At 38.4% G+C, this 13,110-nt stretch carries 16 protein-coding genes; 13 read left to right on the forward strand and 3 right to left on the reverse strand.

Annotated features, from left to right (window positions below; all coding sequences use genetic code 11):
* Positions 1–182 precede the first annotated feature (182 nt).
* The 10 genes from BP95_RS30455 (at position 183) to BP95_RS0115235 (ending at position 7,406) form a co-directional block, all read left to right on the forward strand.
* Positions 183–563, forward strand: a complete 381-nt coding sequence (locus BP95_RS30455) for a hypothetical protein (RefSeq protein ID WP_051614092.1) — start codon at positions 183–185, stop codon at positions 561–563.
* Between the two features lie 592 nt (positions 564–1,155).
* Positions 1,156–1,539 (forward strand): hypothetical protein, encoded by a 384-nt coding sequence (locus BP95_RS0115195; protein WP_021252867.1) that lies wholly within the window; start codon positions 1,156–1,158, stop codon positions 1,537–1,539.
* Between the two features lie 275 nt (positions 1,540–1,814).
* Positions 1,815–2,462, forward strand: coding sequence for a DUF1963 domain-containing protein (locus BP95_RS0115200; protein ID WP_028532615.1), 648 nt, complete (start codon positions 1,815–1,817; stop codon positions 2,460–2,462).
* Entirely contained in the window at positions 2,453–3,355 is a 903-nt protein-coding gene (locus BP95_RS31960; protein WP_051614093.1) for a leucine-rich repeat domain-containing protein, read from the forward strand. Before BP95_RS0115200 ends, BP95_RS31960 begins: the two co-directional genes overlap by 10 nt.
* A gap of 123 nt (positions 3,356–3,478) precedes the next feature.
* Positions 3,479–3,982: a hypothetical protein gene (locus BP95_RS31965; protein WP_028532616.1), complete on the forward strand. Its 504-nt coding sequence runs from the start codon at positions 3,479–3,481 to the stop codon at positions 3,980–3,982.
* 146 nt (positions 3,983–4,128) lie between these two features.
* On the forward strand, positions 4,129–4,440 hold the full coding sequence (locus BP95_RS31970) for a hypothetical protein (RefSeq protein WP_051614094.1): 312 nt from the start codon (positions 4,129–4,131) through the stop codon (positions 4,438–4,440).
* A gap of 25 nt (positions 4,441–4,465) precedes the next feature.
* Positions 4,466–5,227, forward strand: coding sequence for a hypothetical protein (locus BP95_RS0115220; RefSeq protein WP_028532617.1), 762 nt, complete (start codon positions 4,466–4,468; stop codon positions 5,225–5,227).
* 23 nt (positions 5,228–5,250) lie between these two features.
* Positions 5,251–6,339, forward strand: coding sequence for a serine hydrolase domain-containing protein (locus BP95_RS0115225; protein ID WP_028532618.1), 1,089 nt, complete (start codon positions 5,251–5,253; stop codon positions 6,337–6,339).
* Between the two features lie 18 nt (positions 6,340–6,357).
* The gene (locus tag BP95_RS0115230) at positions 6,358–6,840 is read left to right on the forward strand and encodes an SMI1/KNR4 family protein (protein WP_021255506.1); all 483 of its coding nucleotides are present in this window, start codon (positions 6,358–6,360) and stop codon (positions 6,838–6,840) included.
* 29 nt (positions 6,841–6,869) lie between these two features.
* Positions 6,870–7,406, forward strand: a complete 537-nt coding sequence (locus BP95_RS0115235; RefSeq protein ID WP_028532619.1) for an SMI1/KNR4 family protein — start codon at positions 6,870–6,872, stop codon at positions 7,404–7,406.
* Positions 7,407–7,516: 110 nt separating this feature from the next.
* Here BP95_RS0115235 and scfB read toward each other — a convergent pair whose 3' ends face one another.
* Positions 7,517–8,896, reverse strand: a complete 1,380-nt coding sequence (scfB, locus tag BP95_RS0115240) for a thioether cross-link-forming SCIFF peptide maturase (protein ID WP_028532620.1) — start codon at positions 8,894–8,896, stop codon at positions 7,517–7,519.
* 102 nt (positions 8,897–8,998) lie between these two features.
* On the reverse strand, positions 8,999–9,148 hold the full coding sequence (gene scfA / locus BP95_RS32535; RefSeq protein ID WP_021255503.1) for a six-cysteine ranthipeptide SCIFF: 150 nt from the start codon (positions 9,146–9,148) through the stop codon (positions 8,999–9,001).
* Between the two features lie 456 nt (positions 9,149–9,604).
* Here scfA and BP95_RS0115245 point away from each other — a divergent pair, with 456 nt between their 5' ends.
* From BP95_RS0115245 to BP95_RS0115255, 3 genes are all read left to right on the forward strand, one after another.
* Positions 9,605–11,011, forward strand: a complete 1,407-nt coding sequence (locus BP95_RS0115245) for an N-acetylmuramoyl-L-alanine amidase family protein (RefSeq protein ID WP_028532621.1) — start codon at positions 9,605–9,607, stop codon at positions 11,009–11,011.
* 20 nt (positions 11,012–11,031) lie between these two features.
* Positions 11,032–11,595, forward strand: coding sequence for a GerMN domain-containing protein (locus BP95_RS0115250; protein WP_028532622.1), 564 nt, complete (start codon positions 11,032–11,034; stop codon positions 11,593–11,595).
* 67 nt (positions 11,596–11,662) lie between these two features.
* Positions 11,663–12,220, forward strand: a complete 558-nt coding sequence (locus tag BP95_RS0115255; RefSeq protein WP_028532623.1) for a cupin domain-containing protein — start codon at positions 11,663–11,665, stop codon at positions 12,218–12,220.
* 175 nt (positions 12,221–12,395) lie between these two features.
* Here the strand turns inward: BP95_RS0115255 and BP95_RS0115260 are convergent, their stop codons facing one another.
* Entirely contained in the window at positions 12,396–13,103 is a 708-nt protein-coding gene (locus BP95_RS0115260) for a Crp/Fnr family transcriptional regulator (protein WP_021255499.1), read from the reverse strand.
* Positions 13,104–13,110: the final 7 nt, after the last annotated feature.

The raw sequence follows: 13,110 nt of genomic DNA on the forward strand, positions 1-13,110 counted from the left end.
CGTCTTATTCTTGGCATAGTAGATCCGCTCCTTGTTATGATGTGTTAATTCTACTAGCCCTTAATTTTTCTGTCCAACTAAGTGTAGCCGATCTACAGGTGTATGTCGAACAGTTAAGGTGGAAGATCAAAAAAATCAAGTAGAACAGTAATATAGACGAGAACAAATACAAAGGAGTTTCTATGGAAAAGAAAATAGAAGATTATATTTATGAACTAGAACAATTAATAGAACGAGCTGATAAGGAAAACGATAAATACTTATTCCAAGACCCAGCATATGAAATCATGGAAGAAATTGAAGAGTTAGATAATGCATTTGAATTTGTAGAGCCCATATTTTTATTAATTGAAAGAAGTCCAGATATTGATTTTGGCGGTCCAGGGCCATTCGGGAGTTTTTTAGAAACGTTTTATCATAATGGTTATAAAGACATACTAGTAAAATCATTACAACGTAAACCTAAAGAGTATACCATTCATTTATTAGAACGTCTTTGTAATGATGAAAGTAATCCAAAAAGAAAAGAATATTATACTTTGTTAGATTCATTAAAAAAATAAAATGCTATAGTAGCTTAAAAACATATGTAAGGATAAATGTTGATATTTTCTTTACATATTTTTTTCTATGGCTAGTAGGTCGACTGTTCAACGGTAAGCTCTTTACTCTTTGATAAATATGATTGATTTTAGTGTATCTTTGCAAATCCCTATTGATTTTTCACGATTAAAACAACTAGAACAACTATATCTCTTTAATAGTTGTTATGAAAACTTAGATGCACTGTGAATCAGGGGACTTAACGCCATTACTGAAATGCCCGACATTAAAAGAGGTTTCTTTCCATCCAGAGAAGAGGCATTACTCTCATAAAAGAGACACGATAAACAATCTCCTAAAGTCATAATGATCCATGTAGAGAGAAGTGAACGTCATGATAAGGAAAAGGAATTTTGATGAAATAATGGATAGTTTAGAATCGAAATAGAAGTCCTAAGATCAGTGAGTTTATTATGAAGATTGTAGACTTAAGGAGCATCGGAGACAAAAAGCCATTGAAGAAATTGAAAAGATTAAAAAAGGACTTTCAAAGAAATCCCCTTTTCAATTATTCTGAATAGCTCGATTTCGAAAAGAGGAGGAATCAGGAAATTGAAGTTCTATCGCTATGTATTAAGTATCCCGCCTTTGGATTGGGAATGTTGCTTTCTTAGCATTGAGGAGTATAAGCAGAGCTTTGCGAATAAGTATAATCAGAATATAGCGTATTACATGCAAGTTATTGGGGATTGTCAACAGCATCTTGGTGATATCGACACCCTCGCTGCTATTACTTATAAAGATCTATGTGCAAGCGTTCATTCTGCGGAGCTGCGTTGTCCAGCTATGCTTTTCTCTATACCGAGTGGCGATCAGCGAGGTTCAGCTTTGTTTTGTATCATGTATAAGCTTGAAGACGACGGGGATACGTTTATTTACTCGCCTGTTCCACTTGTTCATCTAGAGCAAGATCAAGCAGGTGAAGTGGAGCTTTAATGGTATAAATTCAAAGGTGGCTTGGATGCTACTCAACTGTCGCGAGGGTCATCAATAATACGATATGGGACATGTCTCAAATAAAAAGCTTGCCTTTGGGCAGGCTTTTGACGTTTTAAATACAGTTCATTTTATTGGTAGGATTTAACTCGATTTATGTCGAAGTATGGTGGGAGGATGAACAGGACGTAATTATATAGGAATGTGAATAGCAGGGGGATTAACAGGAGAGATTTAAAGATTCTTAAAGTAACGACAAGGATGGTGTTGTAAAGATGTCAGTTGAAATTACCTTTAGAGATGTTGAAAATGAATCCGTTGTACCTCGGCTTGGCGGGTATAGCTTCTTGCCTGAAAATATGGATTGGCCATTAAGCCCAGATGGAGATAAATTAACACTCGTATTAAGCTTGCCAACGGATTTTCTTAATAAAACGTTAGATGTAAACTTGCCAAAAGAACATGTACTATCCGTGTTTACAACGTATAACAAAGATGATTACTTTCTAGATGTAATCACTTTTCATGGTGATAACGAAGAGTTACAAAATATTAGAAAAGGATACACGAGAGTTTTATTACATGAAGCGGGTAATATTCGAAATGAATCAGAGTTCCTCATACCAGCACAAGAGTTCATTTTAGGGGATGAATTGAATTTAGATTTAGAAGAAGAAGTAGATGGAGAAGAGTTGGATGATGGAGAGATTTACTGTGGTTCGTTGATTGGCCATACCCCCTCTCTGTTACAAATAGAAGATTTGGGTCTGGATGATTATCAATTTTGCCTACAAATTTATGGCGGCGATTTCCCTGAAGGGTTTCATGATATATTTTGCGTCAGTGACTCGACCGGATATTTGTTTGTAAATAAAAATGTGGATCAGAATAATGCAGGTGTATTTTTTACACAATGTACGTAGAAGAATACCTTTTAAAAGCGGGTGTAATAATGATGAACTATGCATTTAATGATAGTATTGGCTATTTTGAGATAGATCCACTTTTCCTTGAGGAAGGAGTACAGATTGCTGAGAAGGAAAATTACCATTCCATTCGCATTCGTAATTTGAATTCCGAAGTAGATTTGAAATGTCACTTAGATTTTGCATCTTTCAATAACAAAACATTTATCAATAAATTGCGGATTAGCAGTAATTTTAAATTATCCAAGTATCAAAATACTGAAGCTTTATCTACATTAACTAATCTTACAGAAATCACATTAGCTCAGCCAATAAATCTTGATTTGAGCTATTTCAAAAAATTGGAGGAGGTTGTTGTTAAAAAAGATCACTATCTAAACTTACATAAACTAGTAAATGTAAAAAGCTTATACGCAATTAAATATATGAAACCAGATTGTAAAGAGTTTGGTTCACTAAAATCATTAGAGTTTTTACGTCTTGATTCCTCAACTAAGCTAATTTCGTTGGCTGGGATAGAGGATTTAGACTCCTTGAAATGGTGTTGGTTCCAGTATCTAAATCATCTAGAAGATGCACATGCTCTTAGTGAACTAAATGGACTTGAAAGACTACAAATCGAAAAATGCAAACAACTTACTGATCTAACATTTTTGACAGGCAATCGTACGATAAAAGAATTACAGGTCTCAGATGTTGATTCTCTTGAGTTTGTGAAATCTATGAATAATTTAGAGAAAATAAATTTTTGGAATTGTAAAAGTGGAGATTTATCGCCATTGTTAGAGTGCCCATCACTAAGAGAGGTTTCATTTCATCCTGACAAGAGACATTACTCTCACAAAAAAGATGAAATAAATAATCTGTTGCAAGAAAGGAACTCCATTTAGTTGTCCTAGGTAAACGAGGATATGTGCTTAAAGATTTGAAATCATGTAAGTGTCCGAAACATATATGAAGAAGACGTTTTAAGTTCTTTCTTTACATATGTTTTTTTGTTAGAAAAGATAGTCATGCAAAAGTTAGATGTCCTTGGGGTGAGTAAAGTGGAATTTGAAATCATAATCAACTCAAATTTTAAGGTTGGAATACGTGATCCAGAAGATACAACGATATCGGAAGCACTAGATAATAGGCATGTTAATAACCAACACTTTACAATGAAATGGCATGATATCTCATTAAGAATTAATTATGGAACACAAATAGCCGATGGCATAAGTGATGTTGTTAGGATGTTAGAGGCAATCAAAGAAAGAGAAGAGCGGTTTGTCGTAACTTTCCCAAGTCAAGCATTTTTCGAAACATGGATATGTAAAATTGAAAAATCTAATATTAACGTTAAATGGGAGAGTCGAAATGATTATCGGAGTATCACGATGAAAACTGATTTATTTATAAATGAATGGCTCAAGTTATTGCAGCAACTACGACAGGTCTTAATAGAAGCTGGATATAATGGTACCAATCTAGTGGATTTTGATTTTCTTGAAAATCTTGAAAGATTTTATTCGTAACATGCGAAGTTCCAATTTTATTTAGTACGTCCGTAACTAGACAGTTTATTAAAAATAGTAATATTTATAACCAAAGCATGAAACCCCTTACAAATTACAAGCTTCCTAATTATAAAATAGATTCTTTAGGTATGGGAAGTAGACATGTGACAGTATGGAAAGGAACAACAAATGAGCGGAAAGTATTGATACTGGGTCAAGGTGGAGGCAGGTTAATAGAAGAAGACATGTCTGCAGGTAGCTATAAAACGAAAATAATTATGCCTTCAATTCCTGTTACAGATAACGAGACCATAGATAAATATGAGCTAACCAATGTCCGGGTATATCCAGAATTTAATGAACGATTATATCTTTGTTATCAGTTTGGGAAAAACGTAGATCCTTTAAAAGATCTGATTTTCGATAGACCAATTCCTTTAGCATATAAAGACTATATTGATATTATTTCTTCATAAAACAATCTTGATAAGAGGTTTAATAATGGATACAGAAAACGGAAGAATTTACTGTAATATTTATGGCTATTGTGGCAGTGTCGCAGAATGGATAAAAAAATCTGTTGAGTTGTTCTCTAACAATGGTTTCCCTCTAAAAAGTGTTAGCTATGATGTGAACTATCAGAAGTTAGAGAGGAAGAGCCTTAACAAGTTTCAGAGTGAAATTACTGAGATGAATGAAGAAAGTTTGGAAAATTTATTTTCATTTACGATATTTAAGGGCAGAAGCATGAAGGTTCCAAGCTCTTGGGAATATGGGGTAAGGTTTGATAAACCCAGTAGAGAATTACAGATTTTCTTCAATACAAGCTTGGAAATGAACCATACACAAACTCTTGTAAATCTATTAAAAGCTTATATAGATGATAAAATAATCAACTTTGGATATTTTTCATATGACACGATTTGGAGCAAAGGTGAAAGTTTAGATTTATATATGGAGGATAATCATAGTTGGTGGCTTGCCTTAAATCCAAGAAATAGGGATATCCTTTACAATTCTTCACCTAAACTAAGGCATATCTATCCAATCAACATCATAAATCGTGAATTTTTAGAGTATGAGGATGCTACCTTTTCATTTAAAGACTGGGTGAAAAATCCCGAACATGGTGCTTTGGAGGAAATAGGGCAAGGTAATTGGCTGTGGACAGTTCCAGGAGAACGCCTACATGAAATAGGGAAGCTTATATATGATAAAAAACTGTTAATTGGGGTAAAAGGTCAGAGTTTTGGTTTCGTTTAAAGAATAGACTGAGAGGTATACATATGAAAAAATTCTTGAAAATTTTCTCTATTACTATTCTTGTAATTGTAATCGTGTCTATAGGAGCTTTGCTAGTATTTGGACGTAACAACCATAGTAATTTATCCGGAAGTATTTCTGATAAAATCGATCAATATTTGACCAATGAAAAATTTCAGGGAACCGTCCTAATTGCAAAGGAAGGTGAAATTTTATTTACAAAAGGTTATGGCTTGGCAGCCACTGATTTACCGAATAGCCCAAGCACGCTCTATCAGATTGCTTCATTATCTAAAACATTCACTGCAGTAGCAGTCATGCAGCTAGTAGAAAAGGGACTTCTGAACGTAGATAATCCAATTTCGCAATACTTTCCAGACTTTCCGAATGGAGAGTCCATAACAATAAGTCATCTACTAAGTCATAGCTCGGGAATTCCGGACTATCTAAAGCCGAATTTCAAATTTGACTACAGCAAAGAATGGAATCCAAATGATATTGTAAAAACCGTTAGTGGTTCTGAATTAGAGTTTACCCCAGGTAAAAGCTTTAGTTACAGTAATACTGGTTATGTGATGTTAGGACTTATTGTTGAAAAAGTTAGCGGACAGTCATATGCAAATTACATAGAAGAGCATATTTTTAAGCCAAGCAACATGTTGAATTCTATGTTTACGGTTTCGGCTGGTAGACCAAAAGCGGAAGGACATATAAAGGGGGAAGTCGGACCCGTAATGCATAATTCTGCAGCGTTTGCAGCTGGGGATATTATCTCTACAGTTGAAGATTTAGAACGGTTTGACAGAGCCCTGCGTAATCATGCATTGATAAGCAAAGAATCATCAGAACTGATGAGTATGACCCATGCCAAAAAGTTTCCGTCTCAATATGGATATGGATGGTATACGCAAGATGTCATGGGGAGAAAAGCAGTTGGGCATCCAGGGGGATACCCAAGTGGTTTCCGTCATTATGTTACACGGCTAATGGACGAGGAATTAACAGTGATCGTTCTTAGCAACGAGATGACGGTGAATTCCAAAAAAATCAACCGTAATCTTACATCCATCGTTCTTCAGGAGCCGATTTGGATATGGGAGGAGAAACTTTAAACAAGGAGAATGATTAAAATGAACAAAGAGCTTCTTAATAAGATAGAAATTTTTTTGAAAAGAGAAGAAAACAGCAGTCTTATTGGTAAACCTGCGAGTATACAAGAGATAAAAAATGCAGAAAAGATGTTACATGTAAAATTTAATGATCAATATATAGAATTTATTAAATTATTTGGCGGGGCTTATGGAGGATTAGCAATCAGTGCTTTTAACAATGGAGATTTAATTGGAAAGTCAACAGTCATCGATCTTACTCTAAAATTTAGAAAGATATTTGAAGAAGATATATTTGATTTTAATGGCATGGAATTTGAAGGCGAAAGTGTAGAGTTATTACTAAAAAATTCATATGTTATTTCAGATGATGGTTCTGGGAATCCAATCCTAATGAATGAACAAGGAAAACTATTTATTTTTCTGCATGATTCAGGAGATGTGGAGTTATTAAATAATTCGTTGGAAGAATTATTAATCGAAACTTACTCAAAAATATCATAAAAGAATCCAAAGTAGGAGGTAGAACCTACATGAACAACGATTCTAAAGGGGACAATAATAACTTTCTGAATCATGATATTTGTTTTGAGGAATCTTGGAAGACGATATCAGTATCCCAAATAAATGAAGTTGTATCTGATGAGTTTCCAGGTAAAAAAGATTTTATCGCGTTTTACCTTGCTAATAATGGCGGGGTTTTTACTAAAGGAGCTTATATTTATCCTGATCATTTTTATGAAATAACAAACAAGGATTATTTATCGATAGAGATTGGGAGTTTTTTTCATATTCCATTATTCGAAGATGAAGAAGATTCTCATTACACAATGTCTATGGAAAAAGCAAAAGATAGAAGGGCAGATTATTCTGAGGATTTTGAAAATTTCACTCTATTTCATATCCCTTTTGCCGACAATCATGCGGATAATGATTTTTGGATTGATATCCAAACTGGGGAAATTAAATATATGGATTACGAAGAGAGTTACGACCCTGAAGATGTAATAGTTGTAGCACCTTCCTTCTTGGAATTTTGCAAGCACATTCAGGCACAACGTAGGGAATAGATGATGTTATCATTCTATATAGTATGTTTCACAAATTGATTCAGATTAATATGACAGAGAATGATTAGCGGCAATAGCAAAGAGGGGCGGTGAGCCCCTCTTTCATTTATCTACACTTCACTCTCTTCCATCTCTCGAATCGACTCGGCGACCTTGGCCATCATTGAGCATTCGATCCGTTTGCGGAACACGTCACAGCTAAACTCGTAGCTTCCGTTGATGGAGCCTGTCGCATGCAGGGCATTGGCAGGGCAGCCGCCGCTGCAGTAGAGCTTCGCCCAGCAATTATGGCACTCCGGCTTCGTGTAGCAGTTGCTCTCTTTGAATTGGCACTGCAGCTCAGGACGCGTGACGCCATCCCAGATGTTGCCCATGCTGTACGCTTCATCCCCGACGAACTGGTGGCAAGGGAAAAGTTCGCCCCATGGCGTAACGGCAAGATATTCTGTGCCTGAACCACAGCCCGTGATTCTCTTCTGGATACAAGGCCCTTCTGAAAGATCTAGCATGTAATGATAGAAAGTAAACCCTTTGCCTTGTTCACTGCGCTTAATCATTTCCTTGGCGAGAATTTCGTACTGATTATAAATCTCCGGGAGATCCTTCTCGGTAAGCGCATAGGGTTCCCGTGGATCACAGATGACGGGTTCCATCGAGATTTTGTCAAAACCAAGATCTGCGATATGGAAGATGTCATTGGTGAAATCGATGTTATTCTTCGTATACGTTCCACGCACATAGTATTCCTGGTCTCCGCGCTTTTGGACGAATTCCTTGAATTTCGGTACGATAGAATCATAGCTGCCCTTGCCGGTAACGGTTGTGCGCAGCCGATCATGAACCTCTTTTCTTCCATCCAGACTTAAGACGACATTGTAGATTTCCTGATTTAAAAACTCAGTAACTTCATCGTTGAGCAGCATGCCGTTCGTTGTGAAGGTGAAGCGGAATTTTTTCTTCCATTCCTTCTCTTTGCTTCGTGCGTACTTTACAATCTCTTTGACAACTTTCCAAGCCATAAGCGGCTCCCCGCCGAAGAAGTCGATATCGAGGTTTCGGTGATGGCCAGAATTTTCGAGCAGATAATCAATAGCTCTTTGTCCAACCTCTACGCTCATAATTGCTCGATCACCATTGTATTTCCCTTGACTGGCGAAGCAATACTCGCACGACAAATTGCAAGTATGTGCGACATTGAGACAGAGCGCCTTTACATACGTTTTACGTGTTTTTAAATGAATAGACAGCTCCTCATACGCATCCTCGGTAAAAAGCTGCTCATTCTTAATAAGTTCCTCGACCTCTAAGATCGTTTCTCGAATAATTTTTTCTGAATATTGTTTTTCCTTCATTAACGATAGGATTTGTTCGGGTGTTTCCTGTTCATAAAGCGCAATGATCTCATACGCCAGGTCATCAACAACATGCACAGAGCCACTATAGGTGTCGATCACGATGTTGTATCCGTTCAGTTGGTATTGATGAATCATACTGCGAATCAAGCTCCTTTTTGTCTACAAATTGCAGGTGGTATCCATAGAAACAACTTCGCCGTCCTTGGAAGGACGGCGGTGAGTTTCATTGCCTATTTGTTATTTGTTCATGTCATTCTCACAACGTTGATTGGCTACGCCGCAGGAAGTCTTGCAAGCAGACTGGCAAGATGTCTGGCATGCGCCGCATCCGCCGTGTTTTGCAGTGTCCATCAGTTTGCGTGTGCTTAGTGTTACGATTCTTTTCATCATGAATAACTCCTCTACCATTTCGTGAATGCGAATAAACTTGCTACGTTGAACTATGGTAGCAACAACTTTGGAGGTTCAACAATCAAAAAGGTCACACCATTGATTGGTGTGCATATAATTATGCTTCGATTAACTCTATCTATTAGCCAATCAGAAAATAAATGAACACTTTTGCCAACAACATGGAAGGGGATTCACCTATACTTGTAGAATATTGTATGTCAAATAATTGGAAATTTTGATAGAGGACTACGAATACCTATATTCGGTGCCGGGAGGTGGATGGTCGACTTACGAGACTCGAAATTATTTGCTCTATAGTAATTTCATATCAATTACTTATTCATTTTATAGATGCAGTCGAGAGGATCATGGTGTGGTTTTACATGGGTGGTTGGTCGTAGATGTGATCATGAATAACAATTCCGAAGCTGAATGAGACAGAGGTGTACGATGAAGAAATCCATACTTTTTATTCTATTTAGTGTATTTTTTCTGATCGCTTTGCCGAATCATAGTGATGCGGCAGCTAAGCAAACCAAAATTATTTTGGATGGTGAAGAGTGCGTTCTTCCTGAGAATGCTGACGTCGTAAATCTTAACAATAACGTGATGATTCCCATTCGTGTAGTTGCGGAAAACCTAAAGTTTAAAGTGGACTGGCATCAAAAAACGCAAAATGTGAAGATACAGCAAAACGCCAAGGTGATCTCATTAGCAGTTGGTAAGAAAGAAGCGTTAGTCGATAATGAGCAAAAAACGCTGAATCTCGCCCCTCAAAATATAAAAAACACCGTTGTTGTCCCGATACGATTTGTAAGTGAAGAGATGGGGTTAAAAGTAGGCTGGAATAACGTAGACAAAATCGTCACGTTGGATCGAATCAACCCGGATCCCTCTCCTCCTGCAACAGGTGAAGAGTCTGAATCGGAGTTACATCATGTGAATGACATTCAATTTGTGAACAATCAACTGGTTCTTTCTTTAGATCAAGAGGTTACGCCAGTAATCTCGCAATTGACGAGCCCGGATCGGATCGTTGTCGACCTGCCTCATACTGCATTTGGAGGGCCCCTAGCTGAATCTCTCGGTTCTAAATCGGTAGGTAAATTAGATCTAAGTGGGGTACCTAATGTTACGGAAGTAAGATATTCGTTGTTTAATCAAGACCCAGCTCAGATTCGAATTGTCATTGAGTTAAATCAAATAAGCAATGTACAGTATACTTCCGATTGGACTGAAGGCCAATTAATTGTTGATCTGAATATGAACGGTGATCCCGTTACTACCAATCCCGATGCTGTGCTTCCTCATTCAGGTGCCAAACTCGTAGTTATCGACCCAGGTCACGGCGGTAGCGATCCGGGGACATCGGGTTATTCGAATCAATTCGAAAAGGACTTTACGTTAGCGTTGTCCTTGAAAGTCCAAGCATTGCTCTTAGAGGAACCTGAAATCAAAGTTGTCATGACTCGTGAAACCGATGTATATCCTACTCGTACAGAACGTGTTCAATTGGCCAATACAGGTAAGGCGGATGTATTTATATCGATACACGGCAACAGCGTGAAGGATTCACCCAAAACGACAGGTACAGAGACGTTCTACTATCAACGAAGCAGCAGTAAAAGTCTGGCTGAAGTAATTCACAGGCATTTGATCGAGGCTATCGGGCTAAAGGATCGTGGTGTGAAAAATGGCGACTTGCAAGTCATTCGAGAAACAACAATGCCGGCAGTCCTGTTAGAGATTGGATTCCTAAGTAACCCTGAAGAAGAAGCAGCACTGTTATCAGATTCCTTTCAAGATAAAGCAGCTCAAGCTATTGTTGATGGAATCAAAGAATATTTGGGGAAGTAAATCAGTGAGGATGTGCTGGTATGAAGCAACGTATGTCGATTACGATTTTGATATTGGTTATCGCAATAGTAGCGACAGCCTGTGGAGGGAAGCCTGCTACTAAATCAGGGGCGGCTTCAACGTCGAACGAGGGGATTTATTCGCCCGCAAATGGAACGGATAAGGCAGTAGATAAAGCTGAAAATCAAACGGAGGAGATTGTCGTTTACTTCGTGGATTCTCAAGTAACGGAGTTAAAGCAGAGTAAGCTGGAAATTCATTATTCGGATAGTCTGGACAAATATAAGAAAGTATTTAAAGCGCTGCAAAGCAACAATCCTGCTGATCTTCTATCCTTATGGAATAAAATCGAGTTAAACGCAATGAAATTCCACGAGGGCGTTTTAACAATAGATGTGCATATTCCAGGCGAGGCGAGATTAGGAGCTGGCGGTGAACTGTTGGCTTTGGATGCGCTCAAGGAGACTCTATTTCAATTTAAGGAGATCGAGAACATCGAACTTCTTAGTGATGGAACAGCTCTAGATAGCTTCATGGGGCATGCTGAACTGGAACATCCCATTTCTCGTAATAAGGCTGAGTAAGAAGCATGCGCCTCTATATGGGCAGCTGCATAGGATATACGGTGGTAATAAAAACAGTACGAGGAGAATGAATATGCATCCGTGCAATTACCAACCGTGGCATTATCCTTCTCATTATCCCCAGGACAGCATGAATCGGTGCTATAGTTGGAATCCGTATGATTATAGCTGGAACAATCATCAGTGGCCTTTTTCAAGGAGCAATATGGTATTGAAGGATTATGGAGGACAGCCGTTCGTCGTTGATATTGAGCAGGCAGCTGAGCAAAACAAGACGTATCGTACGGCTCTGTGGACGGGAGAGCACTTGCAAGTGACGCTGATGAGTATTCCAGTCGGAGGTGATATCGGCTTGGAAATGCATCCGACAACCGATCAGTTCATACGGATTGAAGAAGGGCAAGGGCTTGTGAAGATGGGGGACAGTAAGGAGAAATTGGACTTCGAGCAGCACGTCGATGGAAATTATGCCATTATGATCCCGGCAGGCACATGGCACAATGTCATCAACATTGGGTATAGACCGCTTAAACTCTACTCGATCTATGGCCCGCCCAAGCATCCGTTTGGAACCGTTCATCCAACGAAGGCGAGTGCCATGGCCGCAGAAGGCAGCCATAGTTGAAATATCTCGTTATGGAGCCGAAATGATGAGACTAGTTGTTATCACGCTCCACCAAGCGATAAGCGAGGTGGAGCGTTTTTGCATTTATGATCCAGTTCACAAAATAAACGTTATGGGCGTAACTGATACGCCTCCGGTTCTTTTGATATAGTAAGGCTGTAAGCCAACGTGGTCATTACCACTTCCGAAGTGCAGGGACTTCCTCTGTTTCCTCGCACATCTGTTCTAGCTTCTGTAAATTGAGGATATATATAAATTTCTGACGAATGTCGATCAGTCCTTCGCTCTGAAAGTCACTAAGGGTTTTGGAGATGGATTCACGTGTAATCCCCACCATATTGCCGAGCAGGGCATGATTGATTTTCATATCAATCTTGTAAGCGGTTCCATCTTCTTGACCAAAATTATAGTATAAGTCCATAATTTGATTGGCGACTTTTGTTCGCACATCACAAAATGTCATATACCGGATCATGCGATTCAAGACGCGCACCCGTTGAAACATAATCCCATATGCTTTGTGGAGAACAGAAGGATATTCCTTAATGATTTGCAAAAAATCAGGTTTACTGATCTGCCAGGCAATAAGCGGTTCCAGCGCTTCGATGGTGCAGATCCGATGATTATCGCCAGAAATGGCTTCGGCTTCGCCGAATATTTCACCCGCGAGTTGAATGCTGAGCACGACTTCCTTCCCATCTTGAATCCGGTATATTTTGACTTTGCCGGTTCGAAGAATGAAGATCTCATCGCTATGGTCATTTTCAAACATGAAGACATGATTTTTTTTATAATGACGTTCTTTAAGCATTGGTGCGATACGTGCAGCTAAATCACCAGGTGGAATCTCAGAGAAAAGTGGGATTTGAGCAATATCTATCATACGTCCA

Source organism: Paenibacillus sp. UNC217MF, assembly GCF_000686865.1.
Lineage (GTDB): Bacteria > Bacillota > Bacilli > Paenibacillales > Paenibacillaceae > Paenibacillus_B > Paenibacillus_B suaedae.

What these genes read in the sequence shown, in the direction of transcription:
- BP95_RS30455 (WP_051614092.1), top strand. Translation starts at nt 183, where the DNA reads ATGGAAAAGAAAATAGAAGATTATATTTATGAACTAGAACAATTAATA.
- BP95_RS0115200 (WP_028532615.1), top strand. Translation starts at nt 1,815, where the DNA reads ATGTCAGTTGAAATTACCTTTAGAGATGTTGAAAATGAATCCGTTGTA.
- BP95_RS31960 (WP_051614093.1), top strand. Translation starts at nt 2,453, where the DNA reads ATGTACGTAGAAGAATACCTTTTAAAAGCGGGTGTAATAATGATGAAC.
- BP95_RS31965 (WP_028532616.1), top strand. Translation starts at nt 3,479, where the DNA reads ATGCAAAAGTTAGATGTCCTTGGGGTGAGTAAAGTGGAATTTGAAATC.
- BP95_RS0115220 (WP_028532617.1), top strand. Translation starts at nt 4,466, where the DNA reads ATGGATACAGAAAACGGAAGAATTTACTGTAATATTTATGGCTATTGT.
- BP95_RS0115225 (WP_028532618.1), top strand. Translation starts at nt 5,251, where the DNA reads ATGAAAAAATTCTTGAAAATTTTCTCTATTACTATTCTTGTAATTGTA.
- BP95_RS0115230 (WP_021255506.1), top strand. Translation starts at nt 6,358, where the DNA reads ATGAACAAAGAGCTTCTTAATAAGATAGAAATTTTTTTGAAAAGAGAA.
- BP95_RS0115235 (WP_028532619.1), top strand. Translation starts at nt 6,870, where the DNA reads ATGAACAACGATTCTAAAGGGGACAATAATAACTTTCTGAATCATGAT.
- scfB (WP_028532620.1), bottom strand. Translation starts at nt 8,896, where the DNA reads ATGATTCATCAATACCAACTGAACGGATACAACATCGTGATCGACACC.
- scfA (WP_021255503.1), bottom strand. Translation starts at nt 9,148, where the DNA reads ATGAAAAGAATCGTAACACTAAGCACACGCAAACTGATGGACACTGCA.
- BP95_RS0115245 (WP_028532621.1), top strand. Translation starts at nt 9,605, where the DNA reads ATGAAGAAATCCATACTTTTTATTCTATTTAGTGTATTTTTTCTGATC.
- BP95_RS0115250 (WP_028532622.1), top strand. Translation starts at nt 11,032, where the DNA reads ATGAAGCAACGTATGTCGATTACGATTTTGATATTGGTTATCGCAATA.
- BP95_RS0115255 (WP_028532623.1), top strand. Translation starts at nt 11,663, where the DNA reads ATGAATATGCATCCGTGCAATTACCAACCGTGGCATTATCCTTCTCAT.
- BP95_RS0115260 (WP_021255499.1), bottom strand. Translation starts at nt 13,103, where the DNA reads ATGATAGATATTGCTCAAATCCCACTTTTCTCTGAGATTCCACCTGGT.